Here is a 21,864-nt window from a genome sequence, read left to right on the forward strand (position 1 = left end):
GAAAAGATGATTGGCTGAAAGAAAATTGGTATTAATACTTATAAAAAATCCCTCTTAGCATTAGCCAAGGAGCATCGAAAATGTTCATAAATCTACCAATACACAAGAATTGAGTTCTAATACAGATTTTCTGTGTATCAACTCAGTTTGACTGAGCTTTAACTCGCATCTATTGAGTACTGACTCAGTTGGAGTGAGCTAGTACTCAGATTTTCAGAGCTTCGATACCGTTTTGGCGAACTTTAACTCTGATTTTCAGTATTCCAACTCGCTAAATCTGTAAGCTAATACAGAAAATCGGAGTTACAATACAGTTTTAGCGAGTTAAGACTCTTTTGATGACAGAACTATCTTTGATATTTAGAAATAAATACTTAGTTTTAAAACAAGTCTGAACTAAATAGCAATTTGCTGAGGAGTTTAGAGATATGGAAGGTAACCGCTATTAGCTATAAAAAACGGGGTGTTATGGTGATTATATATTCGTTGGCGGTAATCTTTAAAAAACACATAGCATGGGACGACCTCTTTCTGACATTACGATTTACTATCATGGAACGGTATTAAAAAAGACATCCGAGGACTTGGAGTTTCGTAAAACAGTAAACTACATTTCAGACTTTTACCATAATTTTTTAAACGGATATAAACCACCAAAAACAAGTAGAATAACTTTACATCTTAGACCAAATATTAGTTTGACAGAACCAAGATATTTTGGATCAATTTGTATTTACGACAAAATGATTGATGAAGAAAAATATCTCAGCTTATCAAAACATGAAAAGTACAAGTATATTCTTGACTTACTTCATTTTGCGATATTGGAGTTATCAGAAACTTATGGTTGGGACAAATCAATTTTCATTAATTCCTACAACCACATAATTTCAAATCGATTCAAATTTGAAAGAGTTTATCCAAAAAAAACGTCAAGAGATAGGAAATCTACTGGGCAAGTTTTACTTACGAAAAGTGAGGACAAGTCAATTTTAAGTATACAAATATCATCCGGTGGAAAAAATATAAACAAAACTCTGATTGAAAAGAAGAATTGGTTTTGGAATGACAGTATTTATGAATATTCAAAAACGTGTAAATGGTTAGACAACACAAAGTTTGGGATAAAAGAATATCAACGACACTGCTATTATTCAGTGCAAGATGACAAGGTTTTTAACGACTTACTTACTGAAGATGATTTCGTTTGACTCAAAAAAGACTACCCCTCGCTTAGCGTAGTGTTCCTGCACTACGTCAATGTGTAAGCAATGTTACATTCCAAAAATGCAAGGCATTTAATTTTTATTTGTGTACTTTCCATACCATTAGATTTTGACACTCTGACGATGGCATGAAATTGAAAAGTAGGACGAGTTTCCAACTCGTAAAAAATTATCAATTGTATATACGAGTTGGAAACTCGTCCTACTGTTTTACAGACAATCATTGTTTTCATCGAAACCTACAAAAACAAAACCCGCAAGAAATTCTCACGGGTTTTGGGGAATATTGTTCTGATTTATTCTTCTTATTCTTTTGGGCTTTCAGTAGCTACTTTCTCTACTTTTTTACTTACTTCTTCCATCAAACGTAGTCCCAATAATCCGCTTAATGCACCATTTTGGTCATTAGAACCACCTGTAATTAAAATGTCAGGCATTACTTTTATTTTCTCTTTACCAATGCTTTCGGTGATTTTCAATTGTGTAAAGTTGCCTTCGCCCATTGCTGAAACAGCTAATTTGTAGGCTTCTGCGTCAGCTTTACCAATCGCTAAAATTTTCTCAGCTTCGGCAGTACCCGTTTTACTGATTTTTTCAGCTTCGGCATTGGCAATTAACTTAATTCTTTCAGATTCAGCACTTGCTTGAACTCTTACTCTTTCGGCTTCTGCTCCTGCTTGCAATTTCAAACTTTGGGCTTCACCTTGTGCTTTTTTCACCGAAGCATCGGCTACTCTTTCTGCAATCACAACACCTTGGTCGGCTTTTACAATATCTTTTTGAATATCAGCAATTGCTGTTTCTTTTTCCAAAGCTTGGCGAGTTTCCTGTGCCATTTTCTGGGTTTCATAAGTAACCTTTTGTTCTTCGGCTAGTTTTCTATCGGTCAAAGTTTTCATTAACGATTCTGGAGGAACAATATCACCAATCAAAGTATCCACAGCGTTTACATTATATTGTGAAAGTACTTCCCCAATGTAGCGTCTAGCTGTTTCTTGACGCTCTTTTCTTGAACCTAAGAAAGAAATTACGTCTGAATCCTGAGCTGAGTTTCTAAAGTAATTACCAATCGTTGGTTCAAGTACTTGGCTGACAAGATTGTTCATATTACCAAAACGAGCAATTACCTTTGGAGCTTCGTAATTTGGAATGTGGATAATCTGTGAAACATCTAAATTGAAAGGGAAACCGTCTTTTGAGCGAACGGTAATTGTTGACAGATTTTTATCCAATTGATGCGACTCCGACCTTGCGCTTGCCCAGTTCAATACTAAGTTGGTTGTAGGCACAACTTCAATTTTCTGAACATAAGTATTTACTGGATATTTCCCCGGTCCAAAAGCTTCTGCCCAAACGCCTTTGTAGCCTTTTGAAACAATATTTCCGTGTTTAAACTCCGTTCCGCTAATATCAACACCTTCTTCGCCGACATAAGAAATGACTACGCCTACATTCCCAATCGGAATTTCAGTCATGTGAATTTCTTCTACTTTCACAAACCATGGATTCAAGTTGTACGAACCTGCTAAAATTACTTGTTGTTGCAAACCTTTGTTTCCTCCTCTATTCAAGAAAGTATCAGCATCTTGGAAATTATTATGACCGTCAATCGACTTACCCGCAATTTGTCCTGCTTCAATAGAAGCACCGTCCATCGTGGTAATAATCCCAACCATGTTTTCATGGATTTCAGTAATATCAGTAATGACAACTTCAAACAAAAAAGTATTGATTCTGTATGAACCCGCTGTAATTACTGCTGTTTGTCGTCCTTTTCTTCCGCCGTTTTTTAAAAAAGATTCCGTATCTTGAAAACCATCACATTCGATTTTTCTAGCTAAAATAGAACCTGTTTCAAGTTCTTTGCCATCTTTTGCCAAGATTAAGCCAATTTTACCAGTTGGAATAATGGTAAGTGGCTGAAGCGTAATATCGTATTGCCAAATCCAATACCAAAAATAAATACCCGGAGCTAAAGGCTTAGCTTGATAACCCGCTTCGCCTTCGGTAGCGATGATACGTCCTTCTGGGAGAGATTTTTTATCACCAAAGAGTACGAACTTTTTGGTAACTAAACCGATTTTGTCTTCTGGAATAATGATAATGCCCAGTAAACGAAAAATAAATTTGTAGAAAACTAAACAAAGCACAGGAATTGCTATGCTGATAATGGTGGTAATAGGAATGTTCATTGTTGTGTATGTTTTGGTTGATTTTTGAACTCAGATGCTTAAGTTCATGAACCAAATTTGTAGAAAACCGAATAAAAATATTCCGTTTTGTGAAGAATGGTTTGGGGCAGGCTTAAATGGATTTAGGAGACTTTATAGCCCTCGCTTGGCATTAGCAAAAGAACGTCGAAGGGAGTTCTAATACAGTATTTCGCACTTGTTGGTGTTTTTCACCAACAAGCCTTGCGTCAGCAACTTACCAATTAACAATCTTCAAGATAATGAGTTAAGAAACCAAACTCATCAATATTTATTTCATAAAAACGATAAGAAGAAAACCAATATTTATCAGGGCTATTTGCCAACAACCATTTTCCTTTCAATGGATTGGCATGAATGTAGGATAGTTTTTGTTCAATAACTTTCCGTGAATATAAATCTATACTCAAAGGATTTCTTTCCCAAAATTGATATTGTCTGTCTTTTAGATTCATTTCAAAATGAGGTAAAACAGCAGGGTGATTCTTTATCAAATCAAATTTAATTTGTTGAGCTGTGTATTTCAAAAAATCTCTTTGTACATCTTTCAATAAATAGTTTTCATTGATTTTCCAGACCAAGTGAATATGATTTGGCATAATCACAAAACCATATACTTTTACTCGATGATTTTCAACCAAGAACTTGAGGCTATCAATGATGATTTGCTTATACTTATCAGGTTTGAGCAAAGGCTTCCACCATAGAATTGTAGCTGTAAAAAACTGTATGTAGTGTTGATACATAAAATTATGTTTATTGCATTAAAGCTTGGTTCGTTGCTGACGCCCGTCTCGTTGGAGATAACTCCAACGAGGGCAAAAAACCATAAAGCAAACAATAAGATAGCATTTGCTATTGGATAGAACCCAATGATGTAAAACTTTTTTCATATGAGGTATGTGGTATCTAGTTTAAAACAGTGCTTATATCAAAAATATGAAGCGTATTATCTCCATCTAGTTGATATAAACTATTGCCATGAATTTGCGGACTATTTCTTAATGCTAACCCGTTTTTACTCCCTTCTATTTGAATTCTTTGAATAACGTTTAAGGTAGCTTTATCTAATAATAAAATAGCGTTGTCGTAATGCGAGGTTATGGCTATTAAATCCTCTGTAACACAAGGAACTGTTAACCAATAATCTCTAAAACTATTTTGAGCAAAACTTTCTTTATAACTTTCTTGCCTTAACAGCTTGCCTGTAACACCATCAATTTCATAATAAAACTCTGCAAAGCCATAAAATACGCCATTGTATAAAGTTGGCTCAACTGGTTCAACATCTTTGTTAACTTGCCAAAGAATTTCACCTGTGTCTGCCGATACACCAGCTATTCCTTTTTGAGATAATTCAACAACAATAACCTCATCACTGGTGTGATAAAGATTGGTTACTTCCCCTTCTATTTTTCTTCCATCATATTTCATTGAAGCACCAATCTCCGAAAAGTCTATTTCCCACTTTATGCTTCCTGTTTCAAAATGTAAGCATTTTAATATGGGATTTTTTAGTGATAGGAAATATCTTTCAGATAAAACAAGCCAAACACCATTGCCACCATAGTTAATTGGATAAGTTGAAGCTAGATTATTAGGGGTAACTATATCCATTTTTCCTGTAATAGCTTCAATATCTTTCCTACTAACATTTGGATAAAAATACTTTTGAGTTCTCCTATTTTCAAGCGATATTGGAATATTTAGAATAAAATCCAATAAAAAGAAAGTGAATTCATTCTGATAGTCATATACATACATTCCATCTGGTTCCGACTCTGAAACAAAAAGATATTTGCCTACTTTAAATAATATTCTAGAAACTTTCGGAGTTTTAATATCTATCTGTTTTTGATTTTTTATTACAAAAAGTTTATCATCTGAAATATACGCAACAGTATCTTTATCTAAAACACTGAATTTAAATACACGGCTTATTTTATTTTTTAATTTCATTTCAATAAAAAGATTTTAGAAAAATTTGTATTATCATCAAAATAATTAATAAAGGCATCAGCAATTGTATCTGGGGCAGTATCTATTAAATCACTTCTTATTAAGAAGTCCTCGCTTGGCGTAGTTGTTCTACACTACGTCTTGTGTTCTGCAATGTTACATTGCAAAAATGCAACGCATTTTATAATTGTGTACTCATTATACCATTAGCCGTTGCGGACTAGGCGTTGCTTTCTAAGAACGCAATCTTCATCAAGTCTAAACCTAACTTTTTTTATCCCTCAAATTTTGAACCTTCAAGGAGCAAGAATTACTCATTACTAGGTAGTTAATTGGCATATTTAATCCACTTATCTATAGAAATGATAAGTTAGTCGAAATATATTAAGATTACGAAGTAAATCGGGACAAAAGGTTATTCTTTATAAAGTACCTTTATAGAAATTTAGCAAGAAAATTATTCATACAAACGTAAATATGAAGCAAAAAAATACGCTCTCAATGGTATCTGTTGGGGCATCAATCTGTTTAGCTTTGGCTAGTTGCCACAGTAAGAAGCCTCAAGACAATAATAAAAAAGAAGACCAACCTGCTATCGTCGATGTAGTAATTGCTAAAAAACAAAGCATTAGCTCGGATGTTGAAGCCAATGGTTCTATTGTTGCTAATGAATTCGTTGAACTTCATACAGAAGTTAGCGGAAGAATTACTTATTTGAATATTGCTGAAGGCACTACTGTTAACCAAGGAACAGTTTTGGCAAGAATCAACGATGCTGATTTGCAAGCTCAGTTGAATAAAACCAAAGTTCAACTTGATTTAGCTGAAAAAACAGAAAAACGTTTAGCTAAACTTTTATCAATTAATGGGATTAGTCAAGGTGAATACGATACTGCTTTAAACCAAGTAAATAGTTTAAAGGCAGATTTAGCTTATACTCAAGTATTAATTGAAAAAACGGTCTTGAAAGCTCCGTTTACTGGCGTATTGGGTTTACGTCAAATCAGTCAAGGAGCCTATGTTTCACCTACTACAATTATTGCTACCATTCAGCAAGTCAATAAATTAAAAGTTGATTTTACCGTTCCTGAAGAATACACACAACTTATCCGCAAAGGAACAGTTGTGGAAGTAGAAGTGGAAGGACAAAAAGCAGGTCGTTGCAAAGCAGTTGTAATTGCTCGTGAGCCACAAATCAACCAAACTACTCGTAATTTATTGGTACGTGCTTTGTTATCAAATTGCAATGCCAATCCGGGAACTTTCGCAAAAGTATATTTTAGTGCTGGTGCTGCCCAAAACAGTATTTTGATTCCGACAAATGCTATTATTCCTGATGATAAATCTAAAAAACTAGTAGTTGTTAAAGATGGAAAAGCAAGCTACGTAACAGTAGAAACAGGTTTCAGACAAGAAGATGTTGTTGAAATTACAAGTGGATTGAGTGAAGGCGATTCTGTAGTGGTTGATGGTGTTTTATTTGCTCGTCCAGATAAACCTGTTAAAGTAAGAGGCGTAAAAAACTTATAAGTCTTTTACTTTCTTCGTTCAAAATCATCATTCAAAAGATTTCATAAAATTAATCACTCTTTTAGTAGAGCCTGTATTAATTTAATCAGCATTATTCATGAATATTTCAGAATTATCTCTTAAAAGACCCGTATTTGCCACGGTGATGAACGTCTTGATTATCCTTTTTGGGGTAGTTGGATTTTCGTTTTTGGCAGTAAGGGATTACCCTGCCATCGACCCGCCCATTGTTACCGTAAGGACTTCCTACACTGGTGCGAACCCTGATATTATTGAAAACCAAATTACTGAACCGCTCGAAAAACAAATTAATGGTATTCCGGGTATTCGTTCAATTACTTCATCAAGTACTTTAGGAAGTAGTTCTATTTCGGTGGAATTCAACTTAGATGTGCCTTTGGAAGCGGCAGCTAGTGATGTGCGTGATAAAGTAGCACAAGCCGTAAGAAGCTTGCCCCAAGATATTGATGCTCCGCCAGTAGTTTCTAAAGCAGATGCTAACAGTGATTTTATTTTGCTTTTGGCTATTCAAAGTAGAAGTAAAAGTTTGCTGGAATTGAGTGATTATGCAGAAAACGTTTTACAGCAACGTTTCCAAACCATCAATAATGTAAGTGGTGTAAATATTTTAGGACAGAAACGTTATGCCATGCGTATTTGGTTGAAAACCGACCGCATGAATGCTTATGGCTTATCGTTCACAGATATTCAAACGGCTTTGGCTCGTGAAAACGTTGAATTACCAGCAGGTAAAATTTATGGTAGTAATACCGAAATGACGATTCGTGCTTTAGGAAGATTAACGACTGAACAACAATTTCGTGATTTAATTATCCGTGAAAGTATTACTGGTATTGTGCGTTTGGGTGATATTGCAGACGTAGAATTAGGTCCTGAAACACTTGAACAAAGTTGGAAATACAATGGCGTTTACTCTGTGGGTTTGGCGGTTGTTCCTCAGCCCGGAGCGAATTACATTAAAATTGCAGATGAATTCAATAAACGTTTAGAAGAAATTCAGAAAGAAAACAAATCTGATATTCAGTTTAAATTATTAATTGATAACACCAAAAACGTTCGTCGTTCTTTGAAAGAAGTAGAAGAAACTTTGGTGATTTCATTTGGCTTGGTGGTTTTGGTAATTTTCTTCTTCTTCCGAAATTGGTTAATTGCGATTCGTCCATTGATTGATATTCCAATCTCTTTGATTGCTACTTTCTTTATCATGTACTTTTGCGGATTTACGATTAATGTATTGACATTACTTGGTATCGTATTAGCAACAGGTTTGGTAGTTGATGATGGGATTGTTGTGACAGAAAACATTTTCCGAAAATTAGAACAAGGCTTACCGATTCGAAAAGCGGCTTTGGAAGGAAGTAAAGAGATTTTCTTTGCCGTAATTTCTACTTCATTAACCCTTGCGGTGGTATTCCTTCCTGTTATTTTCTTAGAAGGTTTCGTAGGAAGTTTATTCCGTGAATTTGGTATTGTAGTTGCAGGTGCGGTATTGATTTCAGCCTTTGTTTCGCTAACCATTACGCCTGTACTGAATGTTTATTTAACTCGTAAAAAAGCAGGGCATGGTTGGCTTTACGACAAAACCGAACCATTCTTTACGGGTATGGAAAGTGGCTACAAAAACATTTTGAAAGGCTTCATGAAAGTTCGTTGGGTAGCTTGGGTAATTGTAGTGGCTTGTGGTGTGTTAATTTGGCTTGCAGGCAAAAACTTACAAAGTGAAATTGCACCGATGGAAGATAAAAGCAGTATCCGTTTTACGGTAAGCACTGCCGAAGGTTCAAGTTATTTATTTACTCAAAAGGTTTCGGATGAAGTAACGAATTTCTTGAATGATTCTATTCCTGAAAAAGACTTTGTGTTTAATGCTGTGCCGGGTTTTGGTGGAAATGGCGGAACAAACTCTTCTGCGGCTCGTATTGGTTTGGTTGACCCAGACCAAAGAACAAGAAGCCAAGATGAATTGACGAAGTTATTGAACAAAAAAATGAGCCGTTTTAACAACGCTCGTGTATTTGGTATCCAAGAACAAACCATTTCAGTAGGTTTGGGTTCAAGAGGTAGTTTGCCCGTACAATTTGTATTACAAAACATTGATTTTGCGAAAATTAAAGAAGCGATTCCTAAGTTTTTGGACGAAGCTCGTAATGATAAAACCTTCCAAAACGTTGACGTAAACTTGAAATTCAACAAACCTGAAATTTTAATGACTTTCGACCGCATTAAAATCAAGGATTTAGGTTTAACCACACAAGATGTTGTAAGTGCTGTTCAAGGTGCATTCAGTGGTAGAAGGTTAGCTTACTTTACGATGAATGGACGTCAATACGAAGTAATTGCACAAGTAGAACGTAAAGAAAGAAAAGAACCTACAGATATTGAAAACCTTTTTGTAACTAACGCTCGTGGTGAAAGAATTCCTTTGAGTGCGGTGGTAAAATTGGAAGAAAGTAGTAATCCTTCAACATTATTTCACTTTAACCGTTTGAAATCGGCTACGATTTCGGCTTCATTGGCAGAAGGAAAAACAATTGGTGATGGCGTAAAAGCCATGCAAGCCATTGCCGATAAAGTATTGGATAAATCTTTCCAAACGGCATTGAGTGGTCCTTCAAGAGATTATTCTGAAAGTTCTTCAAACACTGCTTTTGCTTTTGGTTTAGCTTTGGCTTTGATTTACTTGCTATTAGCCGCACAGTTTGAAAGTTTCAAAGATCCATTCACTATCATGATTACGGTGCCTTTGGCTTTGGCAGGTGCATTGGGTAGTCTTTGGATATTCGGACAAACGTTGAATATTTTCTCGCAAATCGGGATGATTATGTTGATTGGTTTGGTAACGAAAAACGGTATTTTGATTGTAGAATTTGCCAACCATAAACGTGCCGAAGGACTGTCAAGAATTGATGCTGTAGTAGAAGCTGCCACGCAACGTTTGCGTCCGATTTTGATGACAAGTTTGGCTACTTCACTAGGAGCATTACCAATTGCCTTGAGCTTAGGAGCTGCTTCAACAAGCCGTATTCCTTTAGGAACTGTAGTTGTTGGCGGAATTTTATTCTCTTTAATCCTTACTCTAATTGTGATTCCAGCCGTTTACACATTTATCTCTAATAAAACTTACAAAACGGAAGAATCTAAATTAGCGGAAGAATTAGGTTAAGCAATGGTTTAACCTAATAAAAGAAAGGCTTACATGATAGGCTAATAATTTGAAAATCAACGAAAAACATGAGAATATTTCTTAAATATACTGTTCCTTTAGCGTTCTGTTTGTTGGTTACAGGCATTCATACGATTGTGGCTCAGCAACAAATTACACTAAGCCAAGCGATTGAAACAGCCTTAAAAAACAATTTGGATATTCAGATTTCAAAGAATACGCTTTCTGCGAATACTGTCAATAATTATATTGGTGTTGCAGGCGGTTTGCCAACGGTTACTGGGAGTTTCAATACAAATGAACAAGTAACTGGTTTGAACCAAGAACTAAGTAACGGAACAAGTACCAACAGAACAGGCGTGGTGTCGAACAATACCAATATGAGTGTTACGGCTACTATGATGTTGTATAATGGGGGTAGAGTAATGGCTACTAAAAAGCGTTTGGAAGAATTGCAAAAGCAAAGTCAAGAACAGGTCAATACAAGTGTCCAGAATGTCATTGCAGATGTGATGTTGAAGTATTTTGCAGTCGTACAACAGCAAAATTTTGTTGCTACATTACTCCAATCTATTGAAGTTTCAAAACAAAAACTTTCATTGATTGAAGCTCGTAAAAGTGTTGGTTTATCAAACGAAGCAGAATTCTTACAGGCGAGTTTAGATTTGAATGCACAGACGCAAGCTTTACAAACACAAAAAATTGTGATTGAACAAAGCAAAGCAGATTTACTTCGTAGCTTGGTGTTGAATCCCAAAACAGTAATTACGATTACAGATACAATTGAATTAGATAAAAGTCTTCAATGGGAAAGCATAGAAACTAATATCAAAAAGCATCCAAGTATTTTATCAGCAGAAGCACAAATTAATGTAAATCTTTTGTTAGAAAGAGAAGCCAATGCTAGACGTTACCCAACAGTCAATTTGAATACTGGTTATAACTACGGACGTAACCAAAGTGGTGCAGGTTTTACTTTATTAAACCAGACTTATGGACCATTTTTAGGACTAAACGCAAGTATTCCAATATATGCAGGAACAGCAAATACTCGCCAAGTACAAGTTGCCAAGATTAACACAGAAACGGCTCGTTTACAGAAAGAAGTAATTGCTCAGAATTTTCAGAATACTGCGGCAAAATCTTGGGAAGCTTATAGCAATACTTTGCAGTTGATTGAATCGGAAAAACAAAATTATGAGTTGGCAGATAGATTATTGAAATTAATGAATCAACGTTTTCAATTAGGACAAGCCACCATTATTGATGTAAAACAAGCACAACAAAGTTTTGAAAACTCTGGCTATCGCCTGAATAATTTAAGCTACACAGCCAAAATAGCAGAGATTACTTTAAAGCAAATTGCTAGTCAGTTGGGTAATTAATTTTTGATTGATATTGAAAATACGGGGCAGCCCTAATTTTCTCTTGAAATAGTAAGTTTTAAAGGATTTTAGAGATTTTTGGATTTGTTCTCGTCCTTACTTTTTGCCTTGATGCAAAAAGTAACAAAAAAATCAAGAATTCCTAAACTCGCTCCGCTCAAACAGTAGGAATTCGTTGCCCATCAATCACAAAAAAGCGGTCGAAATTAATTTTTCGACCGCTTTTTTAATTTTTAAATTCGATATGACTCTTTTTTCTACAATTTCACACCCAACAAATGCGGTCTTTCCTTTTCTATTTTCAACATTAGTTCGCCAAACAAAGTATTTGCCCAAGCAAACCATTTACGGGTAAATTTAGTAGCATCGTCTTTATCAAAAGACTCGTGCATAAAACCAGTATTGGCATGTGTCTTTTTCAAGAAACGTAATTGGGCTAAAATCTCTTGGTCGTTTGTGGAAGTCATCGCACGCATGATGATACTCATAGGCCAAATCTGGTCAATTAAAGTATGCGGACTACCAACACCTTCGGCAGCCTTCCCTTTGAAGAAATAAGGGTTGTTTTCACTAAAGATAAACTTGCGAGTATTCTGATAAATTGGGTCAGATAATTTCAAGGCTCCTAAATAGGGTAAAGCCATTAAATTTGGTACGTTGGCATCGTCTTGCAATAAACGGTTTCCGTATCCATCTACCTCCAAAGCATACATTTGTCCATAAACAGGATGCGTAATAATGGCATGCTTCTTCACTGCTTGTTCTACTTGACTAGCAAAACCTGTGCATTCTTTGGCAAAAACTGTATCCTTATAAACCTTCGTAGCAATCTCCGCAATCTGACGGAAAGAAACGACTGCGAATAAGTTAGCAGGAATTAAATATGGAAAAGTAGTGGCATCATCAGATGGACGGAAAATGCTATTAATTAAACCATTTGGTTTTGTTGGGTTTCCATAACCATTCCCCGGCACAGTATCAGTTGACCAAGAAGTAGTTCTTCCAAAATGATATGGTCCTTTTCCATGAAAACGTTGTTGTTCTCTACAAGTAGCAATAATCAATTTGGCTGCTTTCAACCATTTCTCATCAAAAATACTGGTATCGTTTGCTGTTTTCCAATAATGAAAAGCCAAACGAACGGTATAACATAATGAATCTAATTCCCATTTTCTTTCATGCAATTCAGGTTTCATATCTGTATGGTCTGAAAGCCATTCAGATTTCCCTGGTCCATCGTTGAAAGCATTCGCATAAGGGTCAATCAAAATACATTCCGTTTGGCGGTTTACTACGCCTGCAATCAATGCTTTTAATTGTTCGTCTTCCTTGATTAAAGGCATATAAGGCCAAACTTGCGCCGTACTATCACGCAACCACATCGCATGAATATCGCCCGTTATGACAAAAGTATCAGGACGATTGTTTTTGATTTGGTAATTGACCGTCGTATCTAACGTATTCGGAAAACAGTTTTCAAACATCCAAGCTACCTCTGCATCTTTGATGCTGGTTTTCATTCTTTTGATGGTTGCTTCAATGATTGGACTGCTAAATTTTCTTTGGCTCAATGGCACACGAACGGTAGGATATTCATTGGCAAAAACGGGAGAATTTGCCAGTAAACCAGCACTTGCAATAGACGAAGCTTTGATAAATGTTCTTCGATTAATGTTCATAAACTTATTGTTTTATAATTGTATTGAATTGGATAAGCCTTCAATATCGATGTTTTTTTAAGTCTATCTGACCTTTTTTGTAAAGATAGAATTTTAGATTAGTACTCAATAATACTGATGGTTTTAGTAACAACTATAAACTCATCCATCCTGTAGGGATTCTATATTGGTAATATAGATAAAACAGCGATTGAACCCCAAGTTCCGTAGGAACGAAATATAATGTTCCTACGGAACACTGATGGGATTATATCATTAATTTCCTAGCGATATTTTACTCCTGACGGAGTTGTCTTTGTAAAAAACAAAAAGTCTAAGAAACCCACCAATCTATCTTTTTCATAGCCAAATCCATCAAAAAGAACCAACAAGCTATCTTTTTAACGCAATTTCCGTATAAAACCGCAAATTAAAATAAGAGGAAATTGGAGCTATTTACATCCTTGCAAAAAGCGATAACTTTGGCTAAGGTTTGTAGGAATAGTAGGTTTGGGTTTTAAGCTTTTTATTTTCGGATGAGTTGATGGAAAATAGAAAACAGACTTACGGAAGCAAAACCGAAGGTAAACATGGTGTGGAAAAACATTAATTGATAGTCCTGAAATTGCCCGTCTCGAAAAGATGCCCAGCCGAAAAATAACATCAAAAACAATTCTATGATGGTTAAACTGCTGATTGTGCCTGATAGATATTTGTTACTTGTCCACGATGTACTTTGGTTGACAATGTTAAATTTAGGAGTACGCACAAATGGTGTTTTTCTACCAAAATAGCCTTCTAGTACTGCTAAAGAATTATGCAGCGAAAGCCCCATCATAAAAGATAGGAACAAAGGAAATTTTATCAAAAAGACAGTAAAATGGACAAACTTTCGGTTTCCAAACCAATAAAAAATGGCTAAAAACACTAAGCTTATCTGGAAAAAGCCAATCAACTGAAAGTAAAAATGGTATTGATTTGAATTTTTAACGATGCTTTGAATAGCTACACTTAGTACCGATAAGGTCAACATACAAATAAAAGCGGCTGAATTCAAGAGGTGAAAAAAAGCGTGAATTTTAGTAGTGAATGAAATATTTGTAGCCTTCAATACATTCCATAAATGTTTGCGAGCACATTCTGCCGCACCCTTCGACCAACGTCTTTGTTGGGTTTTCAGGGCATTCATTTCAATGGGTAATTCTGCGGGAGAGGCTAATGCTTCTAAATAATGAAATTTCCAACCTTTCAATTGCGCCCGATAGCTTAAATCTAGGTCTTCTGTAAGGGTATCTGCCGACCATCCGCCTGCATCATTGATGGTATTTTTTCTCCAAACACCAGCAGTTCCATTAAAATTGATAAAATGCCCACCAAAATTCCTCCCCACTTGTTCTACACTGAAGTGTGCATCTAAACCAAAAGCTTGCAAATCGGTAATCATCGAAAAGCTTCGATTGAGGTGTGTCCAATGTGTTTGTACCATTCCAATCTTTTCATCTTGAAAGTATGGGATTGTCTTTTCCAAAAAGGTTTTATCAGGTAGAAAATCGGCATCAAAAATGGCAATGAATTCACCTTTGGCAATCAATAATCCTTCTGCCAAAGCACCTGCTTTAAATCCAACACGATTATTTCGCCTGATATGCACAAGGTCAAAACCCAAATTTTGGTAGTATTTTATCCTTTCTGAGATTATTTCAGTGGTTTCGTCGGTAGAATCGTCTAAAATTTGAATTTCTAAGCATTCTTTAGGATAGTTGATTGCACAAACGGCATCAATCAAACGTTCTACGACATAAAGCTCATTAAAAATGGGTAATTGAATTGTTATAAATGGTTGGGAAGACTGATTGTTTGCTGAAATACTTTGTGTTTTCCGATGTGCCAAAAGATATAAGCGTACTAAATCAAGCTGTATGAGACTATAACAGAAAACAAATAAGAGGGGAATTGTATAGAGGATGATGATGAGTTTGTCCAAAATTATAGATACTTAAAAATCCAACTTAAAATTTTATAGCCCGCCATGATTGTCCCTTTCAGCGTTCCAGAAACTTTAGAAACTCCAATTCTTGAGCGATAATTAACGGGTACTTCAACCACTTTTAGCTTCATTTTGGCGGCTTTCAATTGCATTTCTACCGTCCAGCCATAAGTAGTGTCTTGCATTTTCATGGCGATGAGCTTTTCAAAAGTAATCGCTCTGAAAGGACCTAAATCTGTATAAGTAACCCCGTAAAATATTTTTATCAGATTGGTAGCAAGCCAATTACCAAAAATTTGTTGTGGAGTCATTGAGCCTCTTTCTCGTTTTCCTAAAGCTCTCGAACCAATGACCATGTCAAAATTTTGTTCGATAATAGGTTTAATTACTGCCGACATTTCTTCTGGATAGTCAGAATGGTCAGCATCCATAAAAACCACAATATCTGGCAAGATGTTTTGCTGTTTACAATAGTCAATTCCCTTCAAACAAGCCCAGCCGTAACCTTGTCGGTTTTCGTTTAACACTGTTGCTCCGGCTTCTTTGGCAATTTGGGCAGTTTGGTCATTAGAATTGTTATTTACAACAATGATTTCAGCGACCAAGTGCTTAGGAATTTCACGAATTACAATCCCAACCGCATTTTCTTCGTTAAAAGCAGGAATAATGACAACTATTTTTTTCATGGTATTACAAAGATAAACCTTGAAAATTGAGTTTTTTTAGGATTTCCTTGATTAATATTGTGTTAAATTATGAGTTGTCTATCTAATTGACTGTAGTATAACCGCCAACTACTACACTAATCACAATAACATATCTTGAAAATTTCATTTATTGGTTCTGGAAACGTAGCTTGGCATCTATCTCAAGCACTTGAAAACATAGGTCATAGTGTAGAGGAAGTATATAGCCGTAACCCTAAACATACTGAGGCACTTACAAAAGTGCTTTACAATGCAAACGCCCATGATTCGTTGGACTTTAGAAATTCCAATGCTCAATTATTTTTTCTTTGCGTTTCTGATGATGCTATTGCCGAAGTTATTAAACATTTGATGCTTCCACTAGATGCAATACTTATCCACACTTCTGGGAGTAAGTCGCTTCACGACATGGATGAATTACTCCGTGTTTATAGCGATATTCCTATCAAAACTGGAGTATTTTACCCTGTTCAGACCTTCTCTAAAACGTTTCACGTGGATTTTAATACAATTCCTATCTGTATTGAATCAGAAAATGAGGCTGTGGAAAACATGTTGATAACTCTTGGTCAAGAACTTTCAGACATTACTTATGCTGTTAATTCAGAAGAAAGAAGGATACTTCATGTCTCAGCAGTATTTGCTTGTAACTTCACCAATCACCTCTTAGGAATTGCTCAAGAACTACTAGAAGAAAACGATTTAGAGTTTGAATTATTAAAACCGTTGATTAAAGAAACTTTCAAAAAAGCCATAGATGCTAAGAGCATTTTTAAAGTACAAACAGGGCCTGCCGTTCGGGGTGATCAAAAAATTCTTAATCAACATTTACTTTTCTTGAAACAACAGCCCGACTATCAACATATTTATCGAGCTTTATCCGAAGGGATTGCTCATCAAAGAGACAAATGAATTTAGAAGCTTTTAAAAAAATTACCACTTTCGTCTTTGATATTGATGGTGTTATGACCGACGGTTCGGTACACGTACTTGAAACTGGCGAACATTATCGTACTTTCCATATCAGAGATGGTTATGCCATCGAACGAGCGGTACAGGCTGGTTATCGTATTTGTGTGATTACTGGCGGAAAACACGAAGGTGTACGCAAAAGATTACAGAACCTGAAAATTCACTATGTCTTTATGGGTTCTGGCGGAAAAAGTAAATTACAGATTTATCAAGATTGGCTTGCTAATGTAGAAATTCCAGAAGAGAATATTTTATACATGGGCGACGATTTACCCGATTATGAAGTAATGCTTCGTCCAGATATTTTTGCTACTTGCCCTGCTGATGCCTGTGAAGAGATTCTATCTATCGCCAATTATGTTTCTCCACAAAAAGGAGGAAAAGGTGCTGTAAGAGATGTTATTGAACAAGTAATGCGTGCAAAAGGAGAGTGGTTGAAGTTTTAGGATTAGCTTGTAGCTATGAGTGATGAGATTTGAGCGATATGAATTAATAAATTAGAAAGGCTTTCCCTGAAAACAGAGAAAGCCTTTTTAATACTAACAAATTATCAATCAATTACTTGACATATTTTTGATACGTTTCTAAATCTTTATCACCACGCCCAGAAAGATTAATTACTACTACTTCATTAGGTTTTGCTCCTAATTTTGGTAAAACTGCTAAAGCGTGGGCTGATTCTAAGGCTGGAATAATTCCTTCTAATAAAGAAAGCTCCATTGCTGCATCAATTGCTTCTTGGTCTGTAACGTCAAAGAAGGTAGCTCTTTTACTTTCAAATAAATGAGCGTGCATTGGTCCAATTCCCGGATAATCCAAACCTGCTGAAATAGAATGTGGTTCAACTACTTGTCCATCTTCCGTTTGCATTAAAATACTTCTGCTTCCATGCAAAACTCCTGGTTTTCCTAAGAAAGTAGTCGCTGCCGACATGCCAGAATTAATACCATGACCTGCTGCTTCTGCGGCAATTAATTTTGTTTCTTCGTCGTGTAAGAAATGATAAAACGCACCCGCTGCATTAGAACCTCCACCTACGCAAGCAATTACATAATCTGGATTTGTTTTACCTGTTTTCTCTTCTAACTGCCATTTAATTTCTTCGGAAATCACCGACTGAAAACGAGCAACCATATCTGGATAGGGGTGAGGACCCACTACCGAACCAATGATATAATGCGTATCAACAGGATTATTAATCCAGTGACGCATGGCTTCGTTGGTAGCATCTTTTAATGTTTTTGAACCGCTAGTTGCTGGTACTACTTTAGCTCCTAGCATTTTCATACGTGCCACGTTTGGTGCCTGACGCTGAATGTCTATTTCCCCCATGTAAACGATACATTCTAAGCCCATTAAAGCACAAACCGTAGCAGTTGCCACTCCGTGTTGACCAGCACCTGTTTCAGCAACAATTTTATGTTTGCCCAAACGCTTTGCCATTAATATTTGCCCGATGGTATTATTTACTTTATGAGCACCCGTATGGCAAAGGTCTTCTCTTTTTAAATAAATCGTTGTATTATATTTTTCAGAAAGACGTTTTGCCAAAAATAAAGGAGTAGGACGCCCTACATAATCTTTCAAAAGAGCATTAAATTCTTCTTTGAAAGAAGGCTCTTCCATGATACTGAGATAAGAGACTCTTAATTCTTCCACGTTGGGATACAACATTTCAGGAATAAATGCTCCACCAAATTGTCCGTAATATCCTTTTTCGTTTACGTTATATATTTCTGGTGCTATCATATTGATGTTAAGATTGCTTCTGTTGGTTTTACTATTTTCATTAATTCACTTAATTTCTCTATGTCTTTCAACGCTGGTGCTATTTCAAATTTACTGTTTACATCCAGCGAATGAATCTTTAAGCCTGCTAACTCCCTAGCTTGGGCGGCATTATCTAAATCTATGCCCCCGGCCAAAAAAAATGGTTTATCGTTATCATATCGGCGTAAAACCGACCAATCGAACGTAATACCGTTGCCTCCTTTCAAATCCCCTTTGGTATCAAATAAAAAGTAATCGCAATAGGGTTTAAAATTGAGTAGTTTACCAAAATTGAATTGATTATCGACCGAGAAAGCTTTAATGATATTTACTCCTTTAAATTTGAGGTTTCTACAAAAATCGGGCATTTCTTCACCATGTAACTGCACATAATCTAAAGCATATTTTTTTACTTTATCTAAAATATATGCTTGCGTTGCATTCACAAAAACACCTACTTTTTTTACCGTATGTGGAAATGATTTTAGCAATTCTTCGTCTAATTCTTCTCCTATAAAACGGCTTGATTTTTCATAAAAAATAAAACCCATATAGTCGGGTCCTAGTTCTAATAACTCTTTGATATTATCAGAGTTACGCATTCCACAAACTTTTAGTCTCATATCTTTGAAGTGGTCAATTAATTATTATTCTATTTATGCTTGATTAATAACAAAGTTAGTGAAAATCAGGGATTTTTGTTATTCAAAAATTAAGAGAATCACAGAACATTCATCTGTTTTTTCGCATAAACTTGAATTATAATACCGAAACTCAGTGTTTATCAAGAAGGTTTTTCTTTTCTTCTAAACTTCCGCATTCACTTTCTCTGTATGGATTACTCATAAAATACAGAAATCAACTCGGCAATGCAGACAGGTTTTGTTTGTCCTTCAATTTCAAAAATACAATTCATCGTTACTTTCAAACCTTTGGGTTGTACTTCTTCGGCTTCCAAAATATTAGCCTTCATACTTACTTTACTTCCCGCAGGAACAGCAGCCGTGAAACGTATTTTATTAGCACCATAATTCAAACCCATTTTTACAGATTCTACTTTGAAAAGCTCTGCTATAAATTTAGGTGCTAATGCCAAAGTCAAAAAACCATGCGCTACAGTTTGCTGAAAAGGAGAGTATTTCTTTGCCATAGCTTCATCCACATGAATCCACTGAAAATCATGCGTTGCTTTCGCAAAATCATTAATCATTTCCTGAGTAATCGTTGTAAATTCGGTTGTTCCTATTTCTGTACCGATGCTATTTTTTAGCGCTTGAAGGTCTTTAAAAATTACCATTGTGAATATTTGAGTTGAACATGATGCCCACAATTTACGGCTTTTGAATGAACAATAAAAAAGCCTCCGTTCCCTTAGGTTGGAGGCTCCATATTGCTAGAGGCTAAAAGTTCGAATCTGAGTGCTGCTGTTAAAATGTACTTTTATTGATAATCAAAGTATTATTGCTGATTTGTTGTGTCAAAATAACGATAAAAACTTGATGGTATTTCTCAATAAAATGTTAAAACTTGTTAATGAAATGTTAAAATGTTTTTGACAAAAACAAAAGTCCCCAAAATTGAATTTTGAGGACCTTGGGAAAGAAAATTATTAGATTTTACTCTTTATTCTCAGGTAAGTTTTTTTGATTGAGTTTCATTTGATAGAAGTAAGAAACCAACAAACCCAAACCTCCAAAAATGAAAATCATTGAAAAGTGTGCTACATCATCATCAACATTCAATACGCTTTCCAACAGGCTTCCCATCAATAAACCAATACCAAAACCAATTAATACAAAGCCCCAACGTAATGAATGGCTTGGGTTTACATTATAGTTTTTAGTGCTTTTTTCAGGTGGAGCAATTCCTTTGGCAATCATTGCCATTTTTTCGTCATTATCGTATTTACGTAAAAATACTATCATTGTGAAGGTGCTGATAATTGCTACAATTGGCACCATAATTCCTACAATTGGAACTAAGCTATCTAAATTTTCCATGTTATAAAAAAAGTTTTTGTTTTCGTGAATTTTTAAAATCTTGCCGATATGATGTAATAAACTTGTTTGAGGTTACAGTTATTTTTAAAAATAAAAATGTTTATCTTGTTGTAACCTTTTCAACTATTGTTGCATCCTATCCATGTGAAAACCAAGGAAACAGATAATCAAATCATCCAACGCATATTAACAGGCGACCAGTCGGGCTATAGAGAGCTTGCCAATCGCCATAAAGACTATGCCTTTACGGTTGCATACAAAATTGTAGGCACACGTGAGGATGCCGAAGAGGTTTCTCAAGATGCTTTTATGCAAGCTTTTCATGCTTTGCCGAGTTTTAATCAAGAAGCAAAATTCACTACTTGGTTCTACAGAATTGTATTTAATGCTGCTTTGATGTTTAAACGGAAAAAAATTATTGTGGCAGAAGACATCAGTATTTCGGAAGCTGCCCAACAAGCACCAGCTGATACAAGCGATAATTTAAAAGTAAACGAACAAAAAAAGTACATTCAAAAAGCCTTGAACCAGCTTTCTGCCGACGATGTTACGATGATAACACTCTTTTATTTGAAAGAACAATCATTAGAAGAAATCGCTCAAATCGTTGGAATTTCTGCCGAAACAGCCAAAGTAAAACTTTGCAGAGCCAGAAAACGATTAGCAGAAGAAATGAAAAGGATTTTAGGAAGTGAAGTAAGAACATTAATCTAAGTTTGATTTTTCAAACGAACAATAATATGAAAGACGAAGAGATTTTTGACATTCTTGATGGCATTGCTTCTGAGGAAACAATTATCCGCCATCAAAATCTATTGGTAAGCGACGAAGCCTATCGTTCTCTTTTTCAAGAGTATGCAGAAACGCATGCTTTGTTGGAAGCAATACCTGTTGAAAAAACTGCCGTTAATTTTACCGATAAATTAATGGATAAATGGGAATTGGCGCAAGCAGAAGTACTTGAAAGAAAGACGAGTAAATTACCTTTTTACTTTTTGACTGGCGCTGGCATTGTACTTGTCCTTTCATTAATGATGGTGTTTTCTTTGAGTAGTCCTTCTACGATGAAAGTTAATTTGAATCCTGTTTTGAATATTCTTCAAAATAAATTTTTTATCAATGGATTATTGACGATTAACACATTGGTTTTTCTAAAGTTTATCGACAAAAAATTCTTGAAACCTTATTTTGAAAAACGCTTTCATGTTGGGAGTTTTTAAGTTTTAGCTTCATATTTTCATAAAACGTCGTCTTTGTTCAACACAAAGACGACGTT

At 35.5% G+C, this 21,864-nt stretch carries 19 protein-coding genes; 9 read left to right on the top strand and 10 right to left on the bottom strand.

The window, feature by feature from the left end; genetic code table 11:
* Positions 1-515: 515 nt before the first annotated feature.
* Entirely contained in the window at positions 516-1,211 is a 696-nt protein-coding gene (locus tag VB798_RS10420; protein ID WP_323258411.1) for a hypothetical protein, read from the top strand.
* 320 nt (positions 1,212-1,531) lie between these two features.
* Here VB798_RS10420 and VB798_RS10425 read toward each other — a convergent pair whose 3' ends face one another.
* The gene (locus tag VB798_RS10425; protein WP_323258412.1) at positions 1,532-3,418 is read right to left on the bottom strand and encodes an SPFH domain-containing protein; all 1,887 of its coding nucleotides are present in this window, start codon (positions 3,416-3,418) and stop codon (positions 1,532-1,534) included.
* Between the two features lie 46 nt (positions 3,419-3,464).
* Between VB798_RS10425 and VB798_RS10430 the strand changes: the two genes are divergently transcribed.
* Entirely contained in the window at positions 3,465-3,599 is a 135-nt protein-coding gene (locus tag VB798_RS10430) for a hypothetical protein (protein WP_323258413.1), read from the top strand.
* A 61-nt stretch (positions 3,600-3,660) separates the two neighbouring features.
* Here the strand turns inward: VB798_RS10430 and VB798_RS10435 are convergent, their stop codons facing one another.
* The gene (locus VB798_RS10435) at positions 3,661-4,182 is read right to left on the bottom strand and encodes a transposase (RefSeq protein ID WP_323258414.1); all 522 of its coding nucleotides are present in this window, start codon (positions 4,180-4,182) and stop codon (positions 3,661-3,663) included.
* Between the two features lie 163 nt (positions 4,183-4,345).
* Positions 4,346-5,395, bottom strand: a complete 1,050-nt coding sequence (locus tag VB798_RS10440) for an outer membrane protein assembly factor BamB family protein (RefSeq protein WP_323258415.1) — start codon at positions 5,393-5,395, stop codon at positions 4,346-4,348.
* Between the two features lie 477 nt (positions 5,396-5,872).
* Here VB798_RS10440 and VB798_RS10445 point away from each other — a divergent pair, with 477 nt between their 5' ends.
* The 3 genes from VB798_RS10445 to VB798_RS10455 all read left to right on the top strand — a co-directional run bounded on the left by VB798_RS10445 (position 5,873) and on the right by VB798_RS10455 (position 11,494).
* Positions 5,873-6,925: an efflux RND transporter periplasmic adaptor subunit gene (locus tag VB798_RS10445; protein ID WP_323258416.1), complete on the top strand. Its 1,053-nt coding sequence runs from the start codon at positions 5,873-5,875 to the stop codon at positions 6,923-6,925.
* Between the two features lie 97 nt (positions 6,926-7,022).
* Positions 7,023-10,109, top strand: coding sequence for an efflux RND transporter permease subunit (locus VB798_RS10450; protein WP_323258417.1), 3,087 nt, complete (start codon positions 7,023-7,025; stop codon positions 10,107-10,109).
* A gap of 68 nt (positions 10,110-10,177) precedes the next feature.
* On the top strand, positions 10,178-11,494 hold the full coding sequence (locus VB798_RS10455; protein WP_323258418.1) for a TolC family protein: 1,317 nt from the start codon (positions 10,178-10,180) through the stop codon (positions 11,492-11,494).
* Positions 11,495-11,751: 257 nt separating this feature from the next.
* Here the strand turns inward: VB798_RS10455 and VB798_RS10460 are convergent, their stop codons facing one another.
* The 3 genes from VB798_RS10460 to VB798_RS10470 form a co-directional block, all read right to left on the bottom strand.
* Positions 11,752-13,173, bottom strand: a complete 1,422-nt coding sequence (locus VB798_RS10460) for a glycoside hydrolase family 125 protein (protein ID WP_323258419.1) — start codon at positions 13,171-13,173, stop codon at positions 11,752-11,754.
* A gap of 505 nt (positions 13,174-13,678) precedes the next feature.
* Positions 13,679-15,043, bottom strand: coding sequence for a cellulose synthase family protein (locus VB798_RS10465; protein ID WP_323258420.1), 1,365 nt, complete (start codon positions 15,041-15,043; stop codon positions 13,679-13,681).
* A gap of 95 nt (positions 15,044-15,138) precedes the next feature.
* Complete coding sequence (locus tag VB798_RS10470) at positions 15,139-15,825, bottom strand: glycosyltransferase family 2 protein (protein WP_323258421.1); 687 nt, start codon at positions 15,823-15,825, stop codon at positions 15,139-15,141.
* A gap of 135 nt (positions 15,826-15,960) precedes the next feature.
* Here VB798_RS10470 and VB798_RS10475 point away from each other — a divergent pair, with 135 nt between their 5' ends.
* Both VB798_RS10475 and VB798_RS10480 read left to right on the top strand, forming a co-directional pair.
* Positions 15,961-16,758 carry a Rossmann-like and DUF2520 domain-containing protein gene (locus VB798_RS10475; protein WP_323258422.1) on the top strand — a complete coding sequence of 266 codons (798 nt, stop codon included), beginning with the start codon at positions 15,961-15,963 and terminating at the stop codon, positions 16,756-16,758.
* Positions 16,755-17,264 carry a KdsC family phosphatase gene (locus VB798_RS10480; protein ID WP_323258423.1) on the top strand — a complete coding sequence of 170 codons (510 nt, stop codon included), beginning with the start codon at positions 16,755-16,757 and terminating at the stop codon, positions 17,262-17,264. The genes VB798_RS10475 and VB798_RS10480 overlap by 4 nt, the downstream gene beginning before the upstream one ends.
* 112 nt (positions 17,265-17,376) lie before the next feature.
* Here the strand turns inward: VB798_RS10480 and trpB are convergent, their stop codons facing one another.
* The 4 genes from trpB to VB798_RS10500 all read right to left on the bottom strand — a co-directional run bounded on the left by trpB (position 17,377) and on the right by VB798_RS10500 (position 20,588).
* A complete protein-coding gene (trpB, locus tag VB798_RS10485) occupies positions 17,377-18,567 on the bottom strand; it encodes a tryptophan synthase subunit beta (RefSeq protein WP_323258424.1) in 1,191 nt (396 codons plus the stop codon).
* Positions 18,564-19,211: a phosphoribosylanthranilate isomerase gene (locus tag VB798_RS10490; RefSeq protein WP_323258425.1), complete on the bottom strand. Its 648-nt coding sequence runs from the start codon at positions 19,209-19,211 to the stop codon at positions 18,564-18,566. The genes trpB and VB798_RS10490 overlap by 4 nt, the downstream gene beginning before the upstream one ends.
* A gap of 215 nt (positions 19,212-19,426) precedes the next feature.
* Entirely contained in the window at positions 19,427-19,885 is a 459-nt protein-coding gene (locus tag VB798_RS10495; protein ID WP_323258426.1) for a MaoC family dehydratase, read from the bottom strand.
* 319 nt (positions 19,886-20,204) lie between these two features.
* On the bottom strand, positions 20,205-20,588 hold the full coding sequence (locus tag VB798_RS10500; RefSeq protein WP_323258427.1) for a DUF6249 domain-containing protein: 384 nt from the start codon (positions 20,586-20,588) through the stop codon (positions 20,205-20,207).
* 126 nt (positions 20,589-20,714) lie between these two features.
* On the opposite strand from VB798_RS10500, the gene VB798_RS10505 reads away from it, so the two are divergent.
* Both VB798_RS10505 and VB798_RS10510 read left to right on the top strand, forming a co-directional pair.
* Positions 20,715-21,302 (top strand): RNA polymerase sigma factor, encoded by a 588-nt coding sequence (locus VB798_RS10505; RefSeq protein ID WP_323258428.1) that lies wholly within the window; start codon positions 20,715-20,717, stop codon positions 21,300-21,302.
* 26 nt (positions 21,303-21,328) lie between these two features.
* Positions 21,329-21,808 (top strand): hypothetical protein, encoded by a 480-nt coding sequence (locus VB798_RS10510; RefSeq protein ID WP_323258429.1) that lies wholly within the window; start codon positions 21,329-21,331, stop codon positions 21,806-21,808.
* Positions 21,809-21,864 lie beyond the last annotated feature (56 nt).

This window comes from Arcicella lustrica, from assembly GCF_034930985.1.
Classification (GTDB): domain Bacteria; phylum Bacteroidota; class Bacteroidia; order Cytophagales; family Spirosomataceae; genus Arcicella; species Arcicella lustrica.